Annotated in this window: 16 protein-coding genes and 1 other RNA gene; 4 read left to right on the top strand and 13 right to left on the bottom strand. The window is 72.6% G+C overall.

The window, feature by feature from the left end:
- Nucleotides 1-5 precede the first annotated feature (5 nt).
- Entirely contained in the window at nucleotides 6-2516 is a 2511-nt protein-coding gene (gene uvrA, locus QWJ41_RS03105; protein WP_302705712.1) for an excinuclease ABC subunit UvrA, read from the bottom strand.
- Between the two features lie 9 nt (nucleotides 2517-2525).
- Nucleotides 2526-3113, bottom strand: a complete 588-nt coding sequence (locus tag QWJ41_RS03100; RefSeq protein ID WP_302705711.1) for a gluconokinase — start codon at nucleotides 3111-3113, stop codon at nucleotides 2526-2528.
- Nucleotides 3114-3130: 17 nt separating this feature from the next.
- On the opposite strand from QWJ41_RS03100, the gene QWJ41_RS03095 reads away from it, so the two are divergent.
- Nucleotides 3131-3811: a FadR/GntR family transcriptional regulator gene (locus QWJ41_RS03095; RefSeq protein WP_302705710.1), complete on the top strand. Its 681-nt coding sequence runs from the start codon at nucleotides 3131-3133 to the stop codon at nucleotides 3809-3811.
- 38 nt (nucleotides 3812-3849) lie between these two features.
- Here the strand turns inward: QWJ41_RS03095 and QWJ41_RS03090 are convergent, their stop codons facing one another.
- From QWJ41_RS03090 to QWJ41_RS03080, 3 genes are all read right to left on the bottom strand, one after another.
- On the bottom strand, nucleotides 3850-5328 hold the full coding sequence (locus tag QWJ41_RS03090) for a GntP family permease (protein WP_302705709.1): 1479 nt from the start codon (nucleotides 5326-5328) through the stop codon (nucleotides 3850-3852).
- Between the two features lie 205 nt (nucleotides 5329-5533).
- Entirely contained in the window at nucleotides 5534-7156 is a 1623-nt protein-coding gene (locus tag QWJ41_RS03085) for a sulfatase family protein (RefSeq protein WP_302705708.1), read from the bottom strand.
- Nucleotides 7157-7205: 49 nt separating this feature from the next.
- Nucleotides 7206-7787: a helix-turn-helix domain-containing protein gene (locus QWJ41_RS03080; protein ID WP_302705707.1), complete on the bottom strand. Its 582-nt coding sequence runs from the start codon at nucleotides 7785-7787 to the stop codon at nucleotides 7206-7208.
- 65 nt (nucleotides 7788-7852) lie between these two features.
- On the opposite strand from QWJ41_RS03080, the gene QWJ41_RS03075 reads away from it, so the two are divergent.
- On the top strand, nucleotides 7853-9538 hold the full coding sequence (locus QWJ41_RS03075; RefSeq protein ID WP_302705706.1) for a bifunctional NAD(P)/FAD-dependent oxidoreductase/class I SAM-dependent methyltransferase: 1686 nt from the start codon (nucleotides 7853-7855) through the stop codon (nucleotides 9536-9538).
- 81 nt (nucleotides 9539-9619) lie between these two features.
- Here the strand turns inward: QWJ41_RS03075 and QWJ41_RS03070 are convergent, their stop codons facing one another.
- Nucleotides 9620-10615: a helix-turn-helix transcriptional regulator gene (locus QWJ41_RS03070; protein WP_439117302.1), complete on the bottom strand. Its 996-nt coding sequence runs from the start codon at nucleotides 10613-10615 to the stop codon at nucleotides 9620-9622.
- Nucleotides 10616-10694: 79 nt separating this feature from the next.
- On the opposite strand from QWJ41_RS03070, the gene QWJ41_RS03065 reads away from it, so the two are divergent.
- Entirely contained in the window at nucleotides 10695-11651 is a 957-nt protein-coding gene (locus QWJ41_RS03065) for a mycothiol transferase (protein WP_302705704.1), read from the top strand.
- Between the two features lie 131 nt (nucleotides 11652-11782).
- On the opposite strand, the gene ssrA is transcribed toward QWJ41_RS03065, so the two are convergent.
- Both ssrA and QWJ41_RS03055 read right to left on the bottom strand, forming a co-directional pair.
- Nucleotides 11783-12152: a transfer-messenger RNA gene (ssrA, locus tag QWJ41_RS03060) on the bottom strand.
- Nucleotides 12153-12201: 49 nt separating this feature from the next.
- Complete coding sequence (locus tag QWJ41_RS03055) at nucleotides 12202-12810, bottom strand: GNAT family N-acetyltransferase (protein WP_302705703.1); 609 nt, start codon at nucleotides 12808-12810, stop codon at nucleotides 12202-12204.
- Nucleotides 12811-12924: 114 nt separating this feature from the next.
- On the opposite strand from QWJ41_RS03055, the gene QWJ41_RS03050 reads away from it, so the two are divergent.
- Nucleotides 12925-14370, top strand: coding sequence for an HNH endonuclease signature motif containing protein (locus QWJ41_RS03050; RefSeq protein ID WP_302705702.1), 1446 nt, complete (start codon nucleotides 12925-12927; stop codon nucleotides 14368-14370).
- A 17-nt stretch (nucleotides 14371-14387) separates the two neighbouring features.
- Here the strand turns inward: QWJ41_RS03050 and QWJ41_RS03045 are convergent, their stop codons facing one another.
- The 5 genes from QWJ41_RS03045 to ftsE form a co-directional block, all read right to left on the bottom strand.
- Nucleotides 14388-15311, bottom strand: a complete 924-nt coding sequence (locus tag QWJ41_RS03045; RefSeq protein WP_302705701.1) for an amidohydrolase family protein — start codon at nucleotides 15309-15311, stop codon at nucleotides 14388-14390.
- Entirely contained in the window at nucleotides 15304-15783 is a 480-nt protein-coding gene (smpB, locus tag QWJ41_RS03040) for an SsrA-binding protein SmpB (RefSeq protein WP_193669136.1), read from the bottom strand. Before smpB ends, QWJ41_RS03045 begins: the two co-directional genes overlap by 8 nt.
- Nucleotides 15784-15829: 46 nt before the next feature.
- Nucleotides 15830-17086 (bottom strand): M23 family metallopeptidase, encoded by a 1257-nt coding sequence (locus QWJ41_RS03035; RefSeq protein WP_302705700.1) that lies wholly within the window; start codon nucleotides 17084-17086, stop codon nucleotides 15830-15832.
- Nucleotides 17087-17139: 53 nt separating this feature from the next.
- Entirely contained in the window at nucleotides 17140-18054 is a 915-nt protein-coding gene (gene ftsX / locus QWJ41_RS03030; protein WP_302705699.1) for a permease-like cell division protein FtsX, read from the bottom strand.
- 70 nt (nucleotides 18055-18124) lie between these two features.
- Nucleotides 18125-18814, bottom strand: a complete 690-nt coding sequence (ftsE, locus tag QWJ41_RS03025) for a cell division ATP-binding protein FtsE (protein WP_302705698.1) — start codon at nucleotides 18812-18814, stop codon at nucleotides 18125-18127.
- Nucleotides 18815-18854 lie beyond the last annotated feature (40 nt).

Genomic DNA, 18854 nt, shown 5'->3' with positions numbered 1-18854 from the left:
CCGGCTCAGCTGCCCGCGCGGACAGTCTCGCGCTGGGCCAGTCGTTGGGCCAGGTGCCGGGCCAGGTACGGCGCGGTGACGCTGCCGTCGGCGGCGGCGACCTCGTCGGGGGTGCCGGTGGCGACCACCCGACCGCCCCCGTCGCCGCCGGCCGGGCCGAGGTCGACGACCCAGTCGGCGCCCGCGATCGTGGCGAGGTCGTGCTCGACGACCACCACGGTGTTGCCGGCGTCGACCAGGCGGTGCAGCTGGTCGACCAGCAGCGCGATGTCGGCCGGGTGCAGCCCCGCGGTGGGCTCGTCGAGCAGGTAGAGCGCGTGCCCGCGCCGGGCCCGCTGCAGCTCGGTGGCCAGCTTGATGCGCTGCGCCTCACCGCCGCTGAGCTCGGTCGCGGGCTGGCCCAGCCGCAGGTAGCCCAGGCCGACCTCGCGCAGGGTCGTCAGGCTGCGCGCGGCCGCCGGCACGTCGGCCAGCACCTCGGCGGCCTCGTCGACCGAGAGGGCCAGGACGTCGGCGATGCTGCGGCCGCGGTGCCGGATCTCGAGGGTCTCGGGGTTGTAGCGGGCGCCCCCGCAGGCCGGGCACGGCGCGTAGGTGCCCGGCATGAAGAGCAGCTCGACGGAGACGAAGCCCTCGCCCTGGCAGGTCTCGCAGCGCCCCTCGGCGACGTTGAAGGAGAAGCGACCGGCCCCGTAGCCGCGGGCGCGAGCCTCGGGGGTGGCGGCGTAGAGCTTGCGCACCGCGTCGAAGAGGCCGGTGTAGGTGGCCAGGTTGGAGCGCGGGGTGCGTCCGATGGGGCGCTGGTCGACCCGCACCAGCCGGTCGAACGACTCGAGGCCGGTGACGTCGTCGACGTCGATCTCCAGGGCGCTGTCGTGCTCCTCGTCGGGCTTCTGGCCCAGGTGGCGGCGCACCAGCTCGGCCAGCACCTGGGTGACCAGGGTCGACTTGCCCGAGCCGGACACGCCGGTGACCGCGGTGAGCGTGCACAGCGGCAGGTCGACGTCGAGGTCGTCGAGGTTGTGCCTGCTGATGCCGCGCAGGTGCAGCCAGCCGTGCGGCGTACGCCGCTGCCGCTCGACGGGCTCGACCCGGCCGAAGAGGTGCGCCCCGGTGACGGAGCCGGCCACCTCCTCGAGCCCGGCCACGGGGCCGGAGTAGAGCACCCGACCGCCGTTCTCGCCGGCGCCCGGACCGATGTCGACCACCCAGTCGGCGCGCCGCACGACGTCGAGGTCGTGCTCGACCACGAAGAGCGAGTTGCCCGACGCCTTGAGCTGCTCGAGCACGTCGAGCAGCGGCTCGGCGTCGGCGGGGTGCAGGCCGGCGGAGGGCTCGTCGAGCACGTAGACGACCCCGAAGAGCCCCGAGCGCAGCTGGGTGGCGATCCGTAGCCGCTGCGTCTCTCCGGGCGAGAGCGTGGTGGAGCTGCGGCGCAGGGACAGGTAGCCCAGGCCGAGCTCGAGCAGCACCTCGACGCGGGCGACCAGGTCGGCGCACAGCCGCACCGCGACCTCGGTGCCCTCCCCCGAGTCGGCCGACGACGTGGCGGCCGAGGCCTCGCCCAGCTCGGCGACCGGTCGCAGCTGCTCGACGAGGTCGACGAAGGAGAGCGCGTTGGTCTCGGCGATGCTCAGCCCGCGGAACGTCACGGCCAGCGACTCGGCCTGCAGGCCGGTGCCCGCGCAGGCGGAGCAGCGCACCGCCCGCACGAAGCGCATCGCCTTGTCGCGCATCATCTGGCTCTTGGTGTCGGCCAGCACGTGGCGCACGTGCTTGCGCGCGCTCCAGAAGGTGCCGTGGTAGTCGCGGCCGGTGGAGTCGTCGGGCTCGCCGCGGCGGTCGACCAGCACCCGGGGCTGCTCGTCGGTGTAGAGCAGCCAGTCGCGGTCCTTGCGCGAGAGCTGCTCGAAGGGCGCGTCGACGTCGATGCCGACCGCCTTCACGACCCGCAGCAGGTTCTTGCCCTGCCAGGCGCCCGGCCAGGCGGCGATCGCGCCGTCGCGGATGCTCAGCGAGGGGTCGGGGACCAGCAGATCCTCGGCCACGTCGTGGACCTCTCCCAGCCCGTGGCACTCGGGGCAGGCCCCGGCGGTGGTGTTGGGCGAGAACGCCTCGGCGCCCAGGCGCTGCGCGCCCGCCGGGTAGGTGCCGGCGCGCGAGTAGAGCATCCGCACCAGGTTGGACAGCGTGGTCAGGGTGCCGACGCTGGAGCGCGAGCTGGGCGCCCCCCGCCGCTGCTGCAGCGCCACGGCCGGCGGCAGGCCGGTGATCTCCTGCACGTGGGGCGCGCCGACCTGCTGCAGCAGCCGCCGGGCGTAGGGCGCCACCGACTCGAAGTAGCGGCGCTGAGCCTCGGCGTAGAGGGTGCCGAAGGCCAGCGAGGACTTGCCCGACCCCGAGACGCCGGTGAAGACGACCATGGCGTCGCGGGGCAGGTCGACGTCGACGTGCTGCAGGTTGTGCTCGCTGGCACCGCGGACGTGGACGAAGTGGTCGCTCGGGTCGTGGGGCACGCCCCCTTCCTACCGGCCGGGGCCGACGACCGGGTCCCCCGCACGGGGTCCGGCCTCCGAGCGGCCCCTCTGCAGCGCCTCGACGACGCGGTCGACGACGACGGCCAGGGGCGCGCTGACGTCGACGCGCATCCCCGGCTCGTCAGGGCCGAGCGGCTCGAGCGTGGCCAGCTGGGAGTCCAGCAGCGAGGCGGGCATGAAGTGCTCGCGCCGCTCCATCCGCTCGCGCAGCAGCGCGGCCGGCGCCTCGAGGTGCACGAAGAGCCTGCTGCCGGGCGCGTCGCCGGCGCGCAGCGCGTCGCGGTAGCGCCGGCGCAGCGCCGAGCAGGTCAGCACCGTGCCCGCACCGAGCGCCTCGTGCCGGCGTACCTCGGCGGCCAGCGCGGCCAGCCAGGGCGCCCGGTCGTCGTCGGTCAAGGGCTGCCCGGCGCTCATCTTGGCGACGTTGGCGCGCGGGTGCAGCGCATCGCCCTCGACGAAGGTGAGGCCGAGCCGCTCGGCGAGCAGGCCGGCCACCGACGTCTTGCCGGTGCCGGAGACGCCCATCACGACGAGGTGGGGCAGCCGGTCCGTGCGGCGCGGGAGGGGCGCGCTCATGACCTAGGCTCCCCGGCATGGCGACGATGCACGAGGAGGTCCTGGCGAGCCTGGGCCCGCGCATCATCGACGGCTCGCTCGCCGAGGGCACCGTGATCACCCTCGAGTGGCTCGGCGCCGAGTACGCCGTCTCGCGCACCGTGGCCCGCGAGGTCGTGCAGGTCCTCGCCTCCAAGCACCTGGTCGAGAGCCGCCGGCGCACCGGCATCCGGATCCTGCCCGCCTCGGAGTGGAGCTCCTACGACCCGGCCGTGGTGCGCTGGCGCCTCGACGGCGAGCAGCGCACCGCCCACCTGCGCGAGCTCTCGCAGCTGCGCGCCGCGGTCGAGCCGGCCTCGGCGGCGCTGGCCGCCGAGCACGCCGGGCCCGACGACGGGGCCGCGCTGCTGCGGCTGGCCCACGACATGGAGACCACCGGCGCGGCCGGTGACCTGCGCGCCTTCCTGGAGCACGACGTCGCCTTCCACCGCCGGCTGCTGCAGCTGTCGGGCAACCAGATGTTCGCCGGGCTGTGCGACGTGGTGGAGGAGGTGCTGCGCGGGCGCACCGACCACGACCTGATGCCGCCGCGCCCCAAGCCCGAGGCCCGGCGCCTGCACCTGGTGGTCGCCGAGGCGGTCGCCGCCGGCGAGCCGGAGGCGGCCCGCTCGGCGATGACCGCGATCTGCACCGAGGTGCTGCACGCCACCAGCGACTGACCCGCCACCCTCGTGGAGCCCGGCCCGGTGGACCCGGGTCACAGCAGGAGGCCGCTGAGCGGCCAGAGCACCGCCGCGGCTGCGAAGGCGCTCAGGCCCAGCGTGGTCTCCATGACCGTCCAGGTCTTGAGGGTGGTCTTCTCGTCCATCCCGAAGAAGCGGCTGACCAGCCAGAAGCCAGAGTCGTTGACGTGGGAGAGCACGGTCGCGCCGGCGGCGACGGCGATCACCAGCAGGGCGATGCGCAGGTCGGGCAGGCCCGCGGCCTGGGAGGCGATCAGGCCGGCGGCCGTGGTCAGCGCGACGGTGGCCGAGCCCTGGGCCACGCGCAGCGCGGTGGCGATCAGGAAGGCCTGCAGCAGCAGCGGCATGCCCAGGTCGGACAGCGAGCTGGTCAGCGCCTCGCCGATGCCGCTGGCGCGCAGCACGCCGCCGAACATGCCGCCGGCGCCGGTGATGAGGATGATCGAGCAGATCGGGCCCAGCGCCTCGTCGAGCACGTGGGTGGTCTCCGAGAGCGTGCGGCCTCGGCGCCCGATGGTCGCGATCGCGAGCAGCAGCGTGATGAGCAGCGCGACGGGGGTCTGGCCGATCAGCTGCAGGCCCTCGACGAGGCCGTTGCCCTCGCCGATGGTGCCGGCGGCGACCAGCGTCGTCAGCACGGTGTTGAGCGCGATCAGCACCAGCGGCACCAGCAGCAGGCCCAGGACGGTCGAGAACGCCGGCGGGGCGACGGTGGTGGTGCCCGTGGTGGTGCCGGTGGTGGTGCCGGCGGCCGTCGCGGTGCCGGTCGAGCCGGTCCCGGTGCCGGTGTCGGCGCCGGTGTCGGTGTCGCGGCCGCCGTTGACCGGGCCGAGGAGCAGGTCGGGCAGCGGCACGTAGATGCGGGCACCGAGCCAGCGCGAGACGAGGTAGACGCCGACGTACCAGCTCAGCACGGCGACGGGCAGGCCGACCAGGAGCACCACGCCGATGTCACCGCCGAGCACGGTGCCCGCGGCGACGGGGCCGGGGTGCGGCGGGACGATCGCGTGCATGGCGGCGAAGGCGCCCGCCGCGGGCAGCGCGTAGTAGAGCACCGAGCCGCCGAAGCGTCGCGCGACGGTGAGGATGATCGGCAGGAAGACCACGAGGCCGGCGTCGAAGAAGATCGGGAAGCCGAAGATCAGGGCGGCGACGCCGAGGGCGAAGGGCGCCCGCTCCTCGCCGAACCGGTTGATCAGGGTGTCGGCGAGCACCTGGGCGCCGCCGGTGATCTCGAGCAGCCGCCCGAGCATCACGCCGAAGCCGACCAGCAGCGCCACCGACGCCAGGGTGCTGCCGAAGCCGCTGGTCAACGCCGTCGGCACCAGCGCCAGCGGGATGCCGGCGGCCACCGCGGTCAGCAGGCTGACCAGCACCAGCGCGATGAAGGCGTGCAGGCGCACCTTCATGATCAGGAACAGCAGGACGGCGACCGCGGCGGCTGCGATCAGCAGCAGCGTGGCGGTGCCGTGGGCGGGAGCGATCGCTTCCATCGGGTCTCCAGGCGGGGCGGGCTCGGGCGGGCCGAGCGGCTCGGTGTGGGGTCGGTCACCATGAGGGTGCCTCAAAGGTATGACCTTTTGCAATACCGGCCCGTCGGTCGTGGTCCGCGCTCGTGCCGCAGGCGGTCCCGGACGCACGCACGGCCGCCCCCACCGGGGACGGCCGTACGTCGAGGTCGTGCGAGGTCGTGCTTGGTCAGCGGCGCGGACGCGGCACCGGGCCGAAGTCGCGGAAGCAGGCGGTGGCGCCGCCGCAGCGGTTCAGCTTCGAGAGCCGGCGCTCCAGCTCGCGGCGCACCTTGCGGTAGCGGGGCTGGGCGGCCACGTTGCGGAGCTGCTGCGGGTCGGCCCGGCGGTCGAAGAGCTCGGCGAAGGGCCGGCCCGAGCGCTTCTTCCACTTGGTGAACGTGTAGTCGGCGGTGCGCACGCCGCGATACATCCACGCGCCGGTGCCGTCGCGGGCCGAGCGGGCGCCGGCCTGCACGAGCGTGGTGTCGCCCGTGGGCCGGGTGCCGCCCGTCAGCGCCGGCACGAGGTCACGGCCGTCCTGGCGGCGGCCCGGCGTCGCGCCGGCCAGCGAGGCGATGGTCGGCGCCAGGTCGACCGTGGTGGCCGTCCAGGTCGGGCGCGAGCGCTCGATCCCCGGGCCGCGCACCAGCAGCGGCACCCGCAGGGCCTCCTCGTAGGGCACGATCTTGCCGGAGTAGCGGTGCTCCCCGAGCAGGTAGCCGTTGTCGGAGGTGAACATGATGACGGTGTTGCTCAGCTCACCGGCCTCGCGCAGCGAGGTCACGATCCGGGCGACCCCCTCGTCGACGCTCTGCAGCGAGCGGACCCGGTCGAGGAAGAACTTCTGGGTGTGCCCGCGGGAGGCCACCTTGCGGCCCGCCACCAGGGGGTTGGGGCGGTGCTGCGGGGCGTCGTACGACCGCTTCTTCAGGCTGGGCGCCTTGGCGTTGCGACGGGCGTCGGCGTACTTGCGCTCCGGCGTCGGCCCGTTCTTGCAGCTGCCCTCGCCGCACTCGCCGTGCGGGGCGAAGTAGGAGCTCCAGATGAAGAACGGCTTCGGCTCCGCCTCGGGCTCGGCGTCGGGCTGCGTCGGGTCCGCCCCCTGCGACCAGCTCTCGATCAGCTCGACGGTGCGGTCGGTGGTGTAGGTGCTGGAGTAGGCCTTGCCGTCGTTGTAGCGCTTCTTGACGCCCTGGGTGAACATCTTGAAGTCGTAGTAGCCGAACGTCGAGGTGCGCGGCACGTCGAACCACTCCCAGCCGGTCGGCACGCCGTCGCGCTGGGGCTTCCAGTGCGTGATGAACTTCCCGACCATCCCGGTGTGGTAGCCGCTCTCGTAGAGCCACTTGGGCAGCGTGTTGTGCGGGTCCTTGAGCCGGCGGTAGCCGCCGTACTCGCCGCCGTTGGAGTGCACGCCGTTGTTCTGGGCGAACTGGCCGGAGACGATCTCGGCGCGCGCGGGGCAGCACAGCGGGTGCGGGCTGATGGCGTCCTCGAAGGTCGCCCCGGCCCGGCCGAGCAGCCGGCGGGTGCGCGGCATGAAACGCATGTCGGCGGCCGTCTGGTCGTCGGTGGTGATCAGGACGATGTTGGGGGCCTCGGCCTCGGCCTGCTCGCGCACCGGGGGCAGAGGCGGCTCGTAATCGTCGGAGACACCGGCATACATCGCCGCGCCGACCAGGCGCTGGTGCAGCTGGGCGGGGTCGACCGCCGTCGTGGTGGTGCCCGCCGAGACCCCGGGCACGACGGCAGCGGCCAGGGCGAGGGGGGCGAGGGCGAGGACTGCCGAGCGCAGGCGTGGAACAGGCACAGGCGGGAACGTAAAGGACGGTGCCTACCTCGCCGAAATCGTTGGAGCCTCAGCCGGTCCCGCCCCGCACGTCGGACTCGGAGTGGGTGTGCGTGTGCATCTTCATCCCCTCGTCGTTGAAGATGCTCAGCACCTGCGCGGGCCGGGAGCCCACCGCCGACATGCTGTGCGGGGTGCGGGTGTCGAACTCGGCCGCCTCCCCGCGCGTCAGCACGAGGTCCTGCTCCCCCAGCAGCAGCCGCAGCCGGCCGGTGAGCACGTAGAGCCACTCGTAGCCGTCGTGGGTGCGGCGCTCGGGCGGGCTGTCCACCGGCGGGTAGGTGATCTTGTACGTCGAGATCGGCGCGCCCTCGGGTGCCAGCGGCACGATCAGCATCCCCTGCCGCCGGATCGGCGCCCGCCGCACCCGCGGGTCAGGGGTCTGGGTCGAGACGAGGTCGTCGAGACGGATGCCCAGCTGGCGGGTCAGCGGCAGCAGCAGCTCGAGGCTGGCCTGGCGCTTGCCCGACTCCAGGCGCGAGAGCGTGCTGGGCGACATCCCGGCCCGCTCGGCCAGGTCGTCGAGGGTCCAGCCCCGGTCGTTGCGGGCGGCCCGCAGCCGCGCCCCCACCTGTGCCAGCTCGTCAGTCATGCGTCGATCTTGCCATATCCGCAAAGATCATTGCGAGATCAGCATCCACCGGGTGCACTAGTCACATGGACGACGAGACGATGACCGAGAACGACACTCCTGACCCGGCCGAGACCTGGGACGTGGTGGTCGTGGGCGGCGGCGCCGCGGGGCTGGCGGCGGCGCTGATGCTGGGCCGGGCGCGGCGCCGGGTGCTGGTGGTCGACGCGGGTGAGCCGCGCAACCGCTACGCCGCGCACGTGCACGGGGTGCTGGGCCACGACGGCACCGCCCCGGCCGACCTGGTGGCGCGCGGGCGCGCCGAGGTGGCGGCGTACGACGTGGAGGTGCGCGCGGGGCGGGTCGACCGCGTCGAGCAGGCCGGGCCCGAGGCTGGGGACGGGCTGCTCGTGCACCTGGGCAGCGAGGTCGTGCGGGCCCGGGCGCTGGTGGCGTCCACCGGCATCACCGACGTGCTGCCGGAGGTGCCGGGGCTGGCCGAGCGGTGGGGCACGAGCGTGCTGCACTGCCCCTACTGCCACGGGTGGGAGGTGCGCGGGCGCCGGCTGGGAGTGCTGCTCACCAGCCTGGCGAACCTGCACCAGGCCCAGCTGCTGCGCCAGTGGAGCGACGACGTGACGGTCCTCAGCGCCGCCGTCGAGCCGCTGGAGGAGGAGACCGTGCGGCGGCTGCGCAGCCGCGGGGTGCGCCTGGTCAGCGAGCCGGTGGTCGAGGTGCTCGGTGACGGCCCGGCCCTGAGCGGGGTGCGCACCGCTACTGGCGAGGTGGTCGGGCTCGACGCGCTCTTCACCTCCGGCCGCCCGCTCCCCCACGACGCGTTCCTCGCCGGGCTCGACCTGGCGCGCGAGGACGGGCCGTTCGGGAGCGTGCTGGCCGTCGACGCCACCGGTCGCACCAGCCACGGTCGGGTCTGGGCGGTCGGCAACGTGGTGCAGCCGATGGCCACCGTGCCGGTGGTGACCGGCGCCGGCGCGATGACCGGGGCGTTCGTCAACGCAGTGCTGGTGGAGGAGGAGTTCGACGTGGCCGAGGCGGCCACCCACCGGGTCACCACGCACTGGGAGGACTGGTACGCCGGGTCCGCGCCGCTGTGGTCGGGGCGCGTCAACGCGACGACCGCCGACGTGGTGGCCACCCTGCCGGCCGGCGAGGTGCTCGACCTCGGCTGCGGCGAGGGCGGCGACGCGGTCTGGCTGGCCGAGCAGGGCTGGCAGGTGACGGCCGTCGACGTCTCGGCGACCGCGGTGGCCCGAGGCGCGGCGGGCGCCGAGCAGCGGGGTGTGGCGGAGCGCATCGACTGGCACGCGCACGACCTCGCCTCGTGGCGCACGGAGCAGGCCTTCGACCTGGTGACGGCCTCGTTCCTGCACTCCGACGTCGAGCTGCCGCGCGCGGAGATCCTGCGCCGCGCCGCCGGGAGGCTGCGCCCGGGCGGCCACCTGCTGGTGGTCTCCCACGTCTTCGAGTCCGCGGCCGACATCCCGCCGTGGGCGTCGGCCCACCTCGACCAGCAGGACCACCACGACCACCGCGACCACCAGCACGCGCACGACGCCCCCGACCAGGAGGGCCGCTACGTCTCGCCGATGCCCGAGCTGCTGCTGCCCGCCGAGGAGGTGGCCGGGCTCGCCCTCGACCCCGCCGACTGGGAGGTGGAGCTGTGCGAGGTGCGCCCGCGCGAGGCCACCGGCCCCGACGGGGTGCAGCGGGCCGTCGTCAAGGACGGAGTCGTCCTGCTGCGGCGCCGCTGACCCGGCCCGAACTTCCCGCCCACCCGGCCCGAACTTCCCGCCCACCCGGCCCGAACTTCCCGCCCACCCGGCCCGAACCGCTCAGCTACGAGGAGGATGCTGGGGTCCGCGACCCGCGCGCTCGAAGCGCGTGCCGATCGCCGTGCAGATCTCGGCCAGCTCGGGCGGCTCGAGCACCTCGAAGTCGTGCCCGGCCACCCCGAGGTAGACCGCGACCATCGCGAGGTCGTCGCCCCCGGTGCGCAGCAGGCAGGTGTCCTCGGTCTCGGGCTCCACACTGACCGCCGCGACCGGGTAGGCCGCCCGCACCGCCGCGGCCGGGGCGCGGAACCGCACCAGGACCTGGTGGGGGTAGGGCGACGAGGTGACGGCCCGGTGCACGTAGGTCACCGGGTCCTCGTGCTCCCGGGCGGTGAACCTCCAGGTGCTGACGTGCACCTCGCCCAACCGGTCGAGGCGGAAGGTGCGCCAGTCGTCGCGGTCGAGGTCGTAGGCCATCAGGTACCACCGGCGCCCGGTCGCCACCAGTCCGTAGGGCTCGACGCGTCGCCGGGTGCTCGCGCCCGAGCGGGCGGCGTACGCGAACTCGAGGCGGACCAGGTCGCGGCAGGCGCCGGCGATCGCGACCAGGGCGTCGGCGTCGACGGTCTCGGCAGCGGCCGACCCGGGCAGCGTGGAGATCGAGTCGTGGATGCCGCGGACGCGGTGGCGCAGCCGTGACGGGAGGACCTGGTCGAGCTTGGCCAACGCACGCAGCGCCGCCTCGCTGGCGCCGGCGACCGTCCCTCCCGCGGCCAGTCGCAGCGACACCGCGACCGCCACCGCCTCGGCGTCGTCGAGCAGCAGCGGCGGCAGCGCCCGGCCGGCACCGAGGCGGTAGCCACCGGCCACGCCCTGGGTGGCGTTGACCGGGTAGCCGAGCTCGCGCAGGCGGTCGACGTCGCGTCGGATCGTGCGGGTCGTGGTGCCGAGACGCTCGGCCAGCTCGCTGCCGCTCCACGTCTGGCGCTGCTGGAGCAGGGCCAGCAGCGCCAGGACGCGCTCGGTGGGGCCCGGGGAGGAGTCGGTCACCCCCAGAATCTCCCACAGACAGCGGACAGAACCTGTCCTAGTTCCGGTCCAGGGTTGAGGGGTCCACCCCTACCGAGGAGAACAGATGCCCTTCCTGGCCCCACCCGCCGCCACCGAGCAGGACAACCTGACCGGCTACCTGTCCATGCAGATCGACGCCTTCCGGGCCCTCGCCCACGGCCTGTCCGACGCGCAGGCCGCCGCCACCCCGAGCGCGAGCACCTTCTCCATCGGCGCCCTGGTCCGCCACGTCACCGTCGTGACCGCCAACTGGGTCGACGCCGTCGAGCACGCACCGGCACACGCCCCGGTCGCCGAGATCGAGCGACGGGTCGCCGAGTTCGAGCGCGGCTTCGTGGCCGGCGACTCCCTCGCCGCCGCGATGAAGGAGTACGACGACGTCGCCGACCGGGCGCTCGCCGCCTCCCGGCGCGTCGACCTCGACACCGCCGTGCCCGTGCCCCACGCGCCGTGGTTCCCGAAGGACGTCGAGCACTGGTCGGTGCGGTGGGCCTGGTGCCACCTGGTCCAGGAGCTGGCCCGGCACGCGGGTCACGGCGACATCATCCGCGAGACCCTCGACGGCGCCACGATGTACCCGTTGGTCGCCGCCGCCGAGGGGATGGGCGACCTGGGCTTCCTCCAGCCGTGGACGCCCTCCGAGCCCGGCTTCACGACCGGGGTCAGCACGGTCGTCTACTTCGCGGCCGATCCCGCAGCGGCCCGGGCCTGGTACACCGAGCTCCTCGGCGCCGAGCCCTACTTCGACCAGGGCCCGTACGTCGAGTGGCGGGTCGGGCCCCACGACCGTGAGCTGGGGCTGCTCGACGCCGCCTTCGCGCCCGAGCACCGCGCCGACGGCACCGGGTCGGTCATCGCCTACTGGCAGGTCGACGACGCGGAGGCGTCGTACGAACGGCTGCTGGGCATGGGCGCCACCAGCCAGTGGCCCCCGCGAGACTTCTGCGCAGGGTACGTCGGCGCCAGCGTCGTCGACCCGTTCGGCAACGTGCTCGGCGTCATGCAGCGTCCGGTCGGCTGAGCGGGAAGCCCCTGTGCCGCCCTGCGATCGCCTGGGTGGACAGCACGAGAGCCGCCCCGACATGGTCGGGGCGGCTCTCGACAAGAGGGCTGTGCCATGCAGTTGGTTCTGGCTGGCTGGTTCTGGCTGGCTGGTGGAGCTGGCGGGAATCGAACCCGCGTCCTCGAGCGTCGAACCTGGTCTTCTCCGGGTGCAGTCTGTGATGTCGTTTTCTCAGCCCCGGTGCTCGCACAGACACGTCACCGACGGGCTCAGTCAGGTTTGAGTCCCGATCACCCATCCTGACTACAGGTGATCAGCAAGTCTCCTAGTCGACGCCAGGTTCCGGGACGGAGACAGGTGCCCGGTCTGACGCTTCGATCACTGCTCAGGCAGCGAGAGCGAAGGAACTGCGATTGGTGTTGGCAGTTATTGGTTTCCAGCGATCGTTTACGAGATGACGCTGGCTTCTCGACCCGCTTCTCCAGGAACTAACGTCCCAAGTCGAAACCGATCAGCCCCTCTTGAGTTGTACCTGCTTGCACAGGTTACCTTCCCCAACCACAGCGGGTCACGTCGCATTCCCGTCGGGCCACGAAGTCCGCGCCGCCCACTCCTCGTCCAGCATCGCGTACTCGACCTCGTCCACCCAGCCGAGCTCGCGGTGCCACAGTGCCTTGACCGCGTGGCGCTCCCGGCGCATGCCCGCCTGCTCGAGCACGCGCACGGACGCGACGTTGTCGAGGTTCGCAGCCGCGGTCACCCGGCGCAGACCGAGCCTGTCGAAGGCCGCCTGCAGCAGGGCACGAGCGGTGGCGCTCCCGACGCCCTGACCGGCGGCACCGGGTCGCACGATGTAGCCGATCAGGCTGTCGGTGCCCGCGGGGCGGCCCGGCTGCCCGGAGCCGTCGACGATGTCGAGGAACCCCATGGCCACGACCTGTCCGTCACGCTCAACGACACACGAGTAGTCCGTCGCACTGTCGGGCACCGCCAGCCACTCGCGGCGCAGGTCGTCGGGCTCGACGTGGGTGCGCACCATGAACCGGTTGACGTCGGGGTCGTTGCGGAAGGACTGCAGCACCTCGATGTCCGCCTCCGTGGCCTCTCGGAACAGCAGGGAGCCCATCCCCACGGGCCAGGGGCTGCCGAGGTTGTGCGCGCTGCCCGCTCCAGTCACGCCGGCATCGTGCCACGAGGGGCCGGACACGCCCCTCCAGGCAGGTCGAGAAGTTCTCCACAGATTGTCGAACTGGTGTTCCCATCGGCGTCTTTGCTTGGGAGAATGGTGGGCATGAGGCTGCTCCAGAACCCCACCAGCGACCGGGTCCCCGCCCCGGGTGCCGGGGTGCCCGCGAGCAGCCGTCCGGCCGCGGAGGCCGGTCCGGTGGCGCAGGCGGTCGCGACCGCTCGGGCCGCCATGGCCGCGGCCCGCGAGGGCGACCTGAAGGACCAGCCGATCGACGACCTCGCCGGCCTGGTGCAGGCACTCTCCGCGCTCGAGGCCGAGGCCTCCGCCCTGATGGGCGACGTGCTCGGCGAGGCCGAACGCCGCCAGGTCGCCGACACCGAGGCCGCCACCGGCACCGACGCCTGGGCCGCCGCACTGACCGGGCAGTCCCGCGAGGTCCTCGCCGGCGGCGCGCGCATCGCGGAGCTGCTGCGGTCGAAGTACCACCACGCCCGGCAGGCCTACGCGATCGGTGCGATCACCACCCGGCAGGTGCGCGTCATCGTCGCCGCCGCCGAACAGGCCCCCCTCGAGACAACGGTCGAACAGCTCGCCGCCGCGGAGGAGGTCCTGGTCAACAAGGCCAGCGGCATCGGCACCCGCACCGGGCGACCGATGAACCCCAAACGACTACGGCAGGCAGCGCGGCGGATGCTCGACATCGTCGACCGCGACCTGGCCGACAAGCACGAAGCGATCATGCTCGGCCGCGAATCCCGCCGCGCCAAGCACGAGACCTACCTCGCCCTGCACGACAACGGCGACGGCACCTACTCCGGCAAGTTCACCATCCCCGAGCTGCACGGCTCCCTGCTGCGCACCGCCCTCGAGACCCTCTCCGCACCCCGACGCCTCAACAAGACCCGCACCAGCCCCGAGGGCGAGACCATCTCCGGATACGACGAGTCCGCGCCCACCGGACCCGGTCACGGACTCTCCGGGTGGGAGATCCACGGCAACGCCCTGTGTGAGCTCATCGAGCACCTGCCCACCGACGGCTGGAACGGCGCCAACGCCCTCACCCTGCTCGTCACCATGACCGCCGAGGACCTCACCCACGACCTCACCCAGGCCGGGAAGCTCGACCCCCAGGACTGGCCCGACTGGCACGGGCCCGACGAGACCGGCACCGCCAAGCTCGACACCGGCACCCGCACCGCCGCCGGCGACCTGCGCCGCCTCGCCTGCGAAGCAGGACTCGTCCCCGCCATCCTGAACTCGAAGTCGGTCCCCCTCGACCTGGGCAGGACGAAACGGCTGCACAGCCACCATCAACGAAAAGCCTTGGCCCTCATCCACGACACGTGTGCGATCGGGACCTGCGAGAGACCGTTCGCCTGGTCCGAGATCCATCATTTGATCCCCTGGGCACGAGGCGGCGACACCGACCTCGACGCCATCCCCCTCTGCTCCTGGCACCACCACCGCGCCCACGACCCCCGATGGCACCTCACCCAACACCCCCTGCGCGGCTGGGAACTGCGCACACGCGAGCGACGCAGGCGTTGAACCGCGCACTCGCAGGGTCAGGCGGGTGCGCCGAGGAGGGCGGCGGCGTTGTGCCAGCAGACGGCGCGCAGCCAGTCGTCGCCCAGGTCGAGCCGGGCGAGGCCCTCGAGCTGGTGGCTGTAGGGGTAGGGGATCGTCGGGAAGTCGGTCCCCAGCAGGATCCGGTCGCCCCGGTCGGCGAGCCGCACCAGCAGCTCGTCGGGGTAGGTGGTCGGCCAGAAGTCGGTGAAGACCATCGTGGTGTCGAGGTGCACCCGGTCGTACCGCTCGGCGAGCGCCAGGAAGTCCAGGTAGTCCGGCGCTCCGAGGTGTGCCACGACCAGGCGGAGCCGGGGGTGGGCGGCCAGGACCCTGGCCATCGGCGCCGGCCCGGTGAAGTCGTTGCCCACCGGCGCGTGGCCGGCGTGCACGACGACGGGGGTGCCGGCCTCGGCGAGCAGCCCCCAGACCGGGTCGAGCAGCGGGTCGTCGAGGTCGAACTCCCCCACCTGCACGTGCACCTTGAAGATCTCGACGCCGGCCTCGATGCCGGCCGAGACGTAGGCCCCAGCCTCGGGCTCGGGGTAGAAGGTCGCCGACCACACCGACTCGGGCACCTGCTGCTTGAACTGCGCGGCCCAGTCGTTGAGGTAGTCGGCGATGCCGGGCCGGTGGGCGTAGGGCAGCGTCGAGAAGCGGCGTACGCCGAGCTCGCGCAGCTGCTCGACCCGCTCCTCGACACTGCCGCGGTAGCGGATCGGCCAGGGCCGGCCGATCTTGGGGCCGGCCTCGTCGAACTGGGCCCAGACCCGGCGCTGGATGTTGTCGGGAAGGAAGTGGGTGTGCACGTCGAGCAGCCCGGGCAGGCCCAGCCCGCGCCAGAACCCGGTGACGGCCTCGACCTCCTGCGCCCAGCTCACCTCGCCGGCACCAGCCTCAACAGCCTCAACAGCCTCAGTCACGCATACCCTTGAGGCGACGGCCCACGGCCTGCTCGACCTCGCGCTTGGCGGTGCGCTCGGCGATCGAGTGGCGCTTGTCCCAGTGCTTCTTGCCCTTGGCCAGGCCGATCTCGACCTTGGCCCGGCCGTTGACGAAGTAGAGCGAGAGCGGGATGACCGTGAGGCCCTTCTCGCTGACCCGACGCTCGATCTTGTCGATCTCGACCCGGTTGAGCAGCAGCTTGCGCTTGCGGCGGGCGGCGTGGTTGGTCCAGGTGCCCTGCGAGTACTCAGGGATGTGCACCCCGTGCAGCCAGGCCTCGTTGCGGTCGATGTCGACGAAGCCGTCGACCAGGCTGGCGCGGCCCATCCGCAGCGACTTCACCTCGGTGCCCTGCAGCACCAGGCCGGCCTCGAAGGTGTCCTCGATCGCGTAGTCGTGGCGCGCCTTCTTGTTCTGCGCCACCATCTTCTGTCCCTGCTCCCTGGCCATCCGTCCATTCTCCCAGGTCAGGTCAACGCGGATCGGGCGGGACCGGTCACAGCCAGTTCATCGGGTCGACGGGGTTGCCGCTCACGAGCACGCTGTAGTGCAGGTGGCAGCCGGTCGACCAGCCCGTGTCGCCGACATACCCGATCGTGGTGCCGCGGCTGACCCGGGCGCCCACGCCGTAGCGGTAGCTGCGCGCGTGGTTGTAGACGACGGTCAGCGAGCGGCCGTTGACCTGGCCGAGGTTGAGGAAGAGCCGGTTGCCGTAGACCTCGGAGTAGTACTTCGCGATCACCGTGCCGGTGCCCGAGGCGACCATCGGCTGGCCGCACGCGACCCCGAAGTCGGTGCCGTCGTGCATGCTGCGGTAGCCGTAGATCGGGTGCGTGCGGTAGCCGAAGGGCGAGGTCACCACTCCCCCGACCGGCGGCAGCAGGTAGCCGGTCGGCCTCGCCGAGACCGACGTGCCGCGGGCGCGCCGGGCGGCGGCGGCGATGCGCTCCTTGATCCGCGACTCCTGGCGACGCAGCGCCGACAGCGCGGCCTGGTCGGCCTGCTTGGCGGCGGTCGCCTTCTTGCGGGCCGAGAGCCGCTTGGAGACCAGGCCCCGCACCTCGTCGCGCACCTGGACCGCCTGCGCGGTCAGCGACTTCACCTTCGACAGCTGCGCGGCCGCCGCCGCACGCTCGTCGGCGACACGGTCCTTGGCGGTCTCGACCTCGTCCTCGCGGACCTGCAGGAGCACCTCGGCCGCGTCGAGGTCGTCGTACATCGACGTCTCGCGGCCCACGATGGCGCTGCTGGCCGCCTGCTGGCGGGTCAGGTCGCTGGTCGAGCTGGAGTTGAGCAGGCTCCCGAGCACGAGCATGTCGGGGCTGCCCTGCATGTAGGTGTCGGCGATGCGGTCCTTGACCACGTCGCGCTGCTCGTCGAGCGCCTCCTGGCCGGCGACCAGCTCGTCGCGGGCGCTCTCGAGGCGCAGCTGGGCCGCGGCGAGGCGCTGCTCCATGCGGGCGTCCTCGAGCTTGGCCTCGTCGAGCTTGCTGCGCACGGTGCCCAGCTCGGCCTTCGCCGAGTCGAGGTCGGCGCGGGCCTTGGCCGCGGCCGCGAAGGCCTTGCGGGTCGCCTTGCTGGACTGCTCGAGGTCGTCTGCGGCGCCCTCGATCTGCTTCTGGACCTTCTTCTGCTGGTCCTTGAGGTCGTCATCGGCATGAGCGAGTGGGATGGCCAGAGCACCCAGGACCAGCGCACCGGCCGTGGCGGCCGATGCGAGGCGGTGGCGCGAGGCGCTGGGGAAGGAGCGCACCGTATTGCCTTCGACGTCGGGGAAGAGTCGCTTGGAACGGTACGGCGCGCGGCTCAGACTTTGACGTATTTGCGGGTCAGCGCGAGTGTCGGCAGCAGCGTCAGCACCGGTCCGAGCACCGCGACGACGCCCAGCGCGACCACGTAGTCGTCCCAGCCGACCCACGGGATGAACTCCAGGTAGTCGCTGAAGCGCTGCTGCACCCCGAAGTACTGGAAGCCGGCCAGCGCCCCGCCCGCGAGCACCACGCTGATCACCGCCGTGACCAGCGCCTCGAGCAGGAACGGCAGCGCGATGTAGAGCGTGGAGGCGCCCACCAGCCGCATGATGCCGATCTCCTTGCGGCGCGCGAAGGCGGCCAGGCGGATCGTGTTGGCCACCAGCAGCAGCGCCGAGACGACCAGCAGCAGGGCGATGCCGAGCGCGGCGCGCTGCATCGCCTCCATCGTGTTGATGATCTTGCCCGCGGTCTCGCGCTGGTCGACCAGCTTGGCCACGCCGTCGAGGCCGACGATCGCCGAGGTGATGCCCTCGAACTCGGAGGGGTCCTCGAGGGTGATCCACACCGACTCGGGCAGGTCCTCGGCGCCCAGGATGGCGTTGGGTCCCTCGAAGCGGTCGGCCTCCTCGGGCCCGTAGAGCTCCTTGACCTTCTCGAAGGCGGTCTCCTTGGACTCCACGCGGTAGGAGGCGACCTCGGGGTTGTCCTCGATCGTGGCCAGGATCCGCTGCTTCTCCTGCTTGGTCACCTCGCCCTGGCAGCTCTGGTTGGGGTCGTCGTCACGGCACAGGTAGGCGGTGATCTCGAGCTCGCTGCCGAGCTGGTCGCTGGTCTTCTCGGCCTGGCGGTTCAGCAGCGCCCCCGCGCCCACGAGCGTGAGCGAGACGAAGAGGGTCAGGATCACCGCCAGGTGCATCGAGAGGTTGCGACGCAGCCCCTGGCCGAGGTTGGAGAGGACGTAGCGCATGGAGGAGGGGGCTCTCTGCCTGTAGAGGGTCTGCCTGTCGAGGACGTGCGGGAGGTGCGGTGGGCCTGGCTCAGTGCTGGAAGCCGTAGGCGCCCTGCGCCTGGTCGCGGACCACCTTGCCGTGGTCGAGCTCGATGACGCGCTTGCGCATCTGGTCGACGATGCCGTGGTCGTGGGTGGCCATCACCACGGTGGTGCCGGTGCGGTTGATCCGGTCGAGCAGCTTCATGATGCCCACCGAGGTGGTGGGGTCGAGGTTGCCGGTCGGCTCGTCGGCGATCAGGATCATCGGCCGGTTGACGAAGGCCCGGGCCACCGCGACGCGCTGCTGCTCGCCGCCGGAGAGCTCGTCGGGCAGCCGGTCGGCCTTGGTGTCGAGGCCCACCAGCTCGAGGGTCTCGGGCACCAGGGCCCGGACCTCCTTGGGCGAGTGCCCGGTGACCTGCATCGCGAACGCGACGTTCTCGGCCACGGTCTTCGACTGCAGCAGCCGGAAGTCCTGGAAGACGGTGCCGATCTGGCGCCGCAGCCGGGGCACCTTCCAGCCGGCGAGCCGGTTGATCTCCTTGCCGGCGACGTAGACGCGGCCCGACGTGGGCCGGGCCTCGCGCAGGATCAGGCGCAGGACCGTGGACTTGCCGGAGCCGGAGCTGCCGACCAGGAAGACGAACTCGCCCTTCTCGACGTCGACCGACACGTCGTCGAGGGCGGGGCCTCCGGTGCCGGGGTAGGTCTTGGTGACCTTCTCGAAGCGAATCACCCGCACGAGATTACGCCAGGGGGCCAGGAGTCCCCGCCTC

The organism is Nocardioides cremeus (assembly GCF_030518195.1).
In the GTDB taxonomy this organism is placed as follows: Bacteria; Actinomycetota; Actinomycetes; order Propionibacteriales; family Nocardioidaceae; genus Nocardioides; species Nocardioides cremeus.
Note: the sequence above shows the minus strand (reverse complement) of the source record. Positions and strands in the feature narration are given on the sequence as shown.

What these genes read in the sequence shown, in the direction of transcription:
- QWJ41_RS03100 (WP_302705711.1), bottom strand. Translation starts at nt 3,113, where the DNA reads ATGAGCGCGCCCCTCCCGCGCCGCACGGACCGGCTGCCCCACCTCGTC.
- QWJ41_RS03095 (WP_302705710.1), top strand. Translation starts at nt 3,131, where the DNA reads ATGGCGACGATGCACGAGGAGGTCCTGGCGAGCCTGGGCCCGCGCATC.
- QWJ41_RS03090 (WP_302705709.1), bottom strand. Translation starts at nt 5,328, where the DNA reads ATGGAAGCGATCGCTCCCGCCCACGGCACCGCCACGCTGCTGCTGATC.
- QWJ41_RS03080 (WP_302705707.1), bottom strand. Translation starts at nt 7,787, where the DNA reads ATGACTGACGAGCTGGCACAGGTGGGGGCGCGGCTGCGGGCCGCCCGC.
- QWJ41_RS03075 (WP_302705706.1), top strand. Translation starts at nt 7,853, where the DNA reads ATGGACGACGAGACGATGACCGAGAACGACACTCCTGACCCGGCCGAG.
- QWJ41_RS03065 (WP_302705704.1), top strand. Translation starts at nt 10,695, where the DNA reads ATGCCCTTCCTGGCCCCACCCGCCGCCACCGAGCAGGACAACCTGACC.
- QWJ41_RS03050 (WP_302705702.1), top strand. Translation starts at nt 12,925, where the DNA reads ATGAGGCTGCTCCAGAACCCCACCAGCGACCGGGTCCCCGCCCCGGGT.
- smpB (WP_193669136.1), bottom strand. Translation starts at nt 15,783, where the DNA reads ATGGCCAGGGAGCAGGGACAGAAGATGGTGGCGCAGAACAAGAAGGCG.
- ftsX (WP_302705699.1), bottom strand. Translation starts at nt 18,054, where the DNA reads ATGCGCTACGTCCTCTCCAACCTCGGCCAGGGGCTGCGTCGCAACCTC.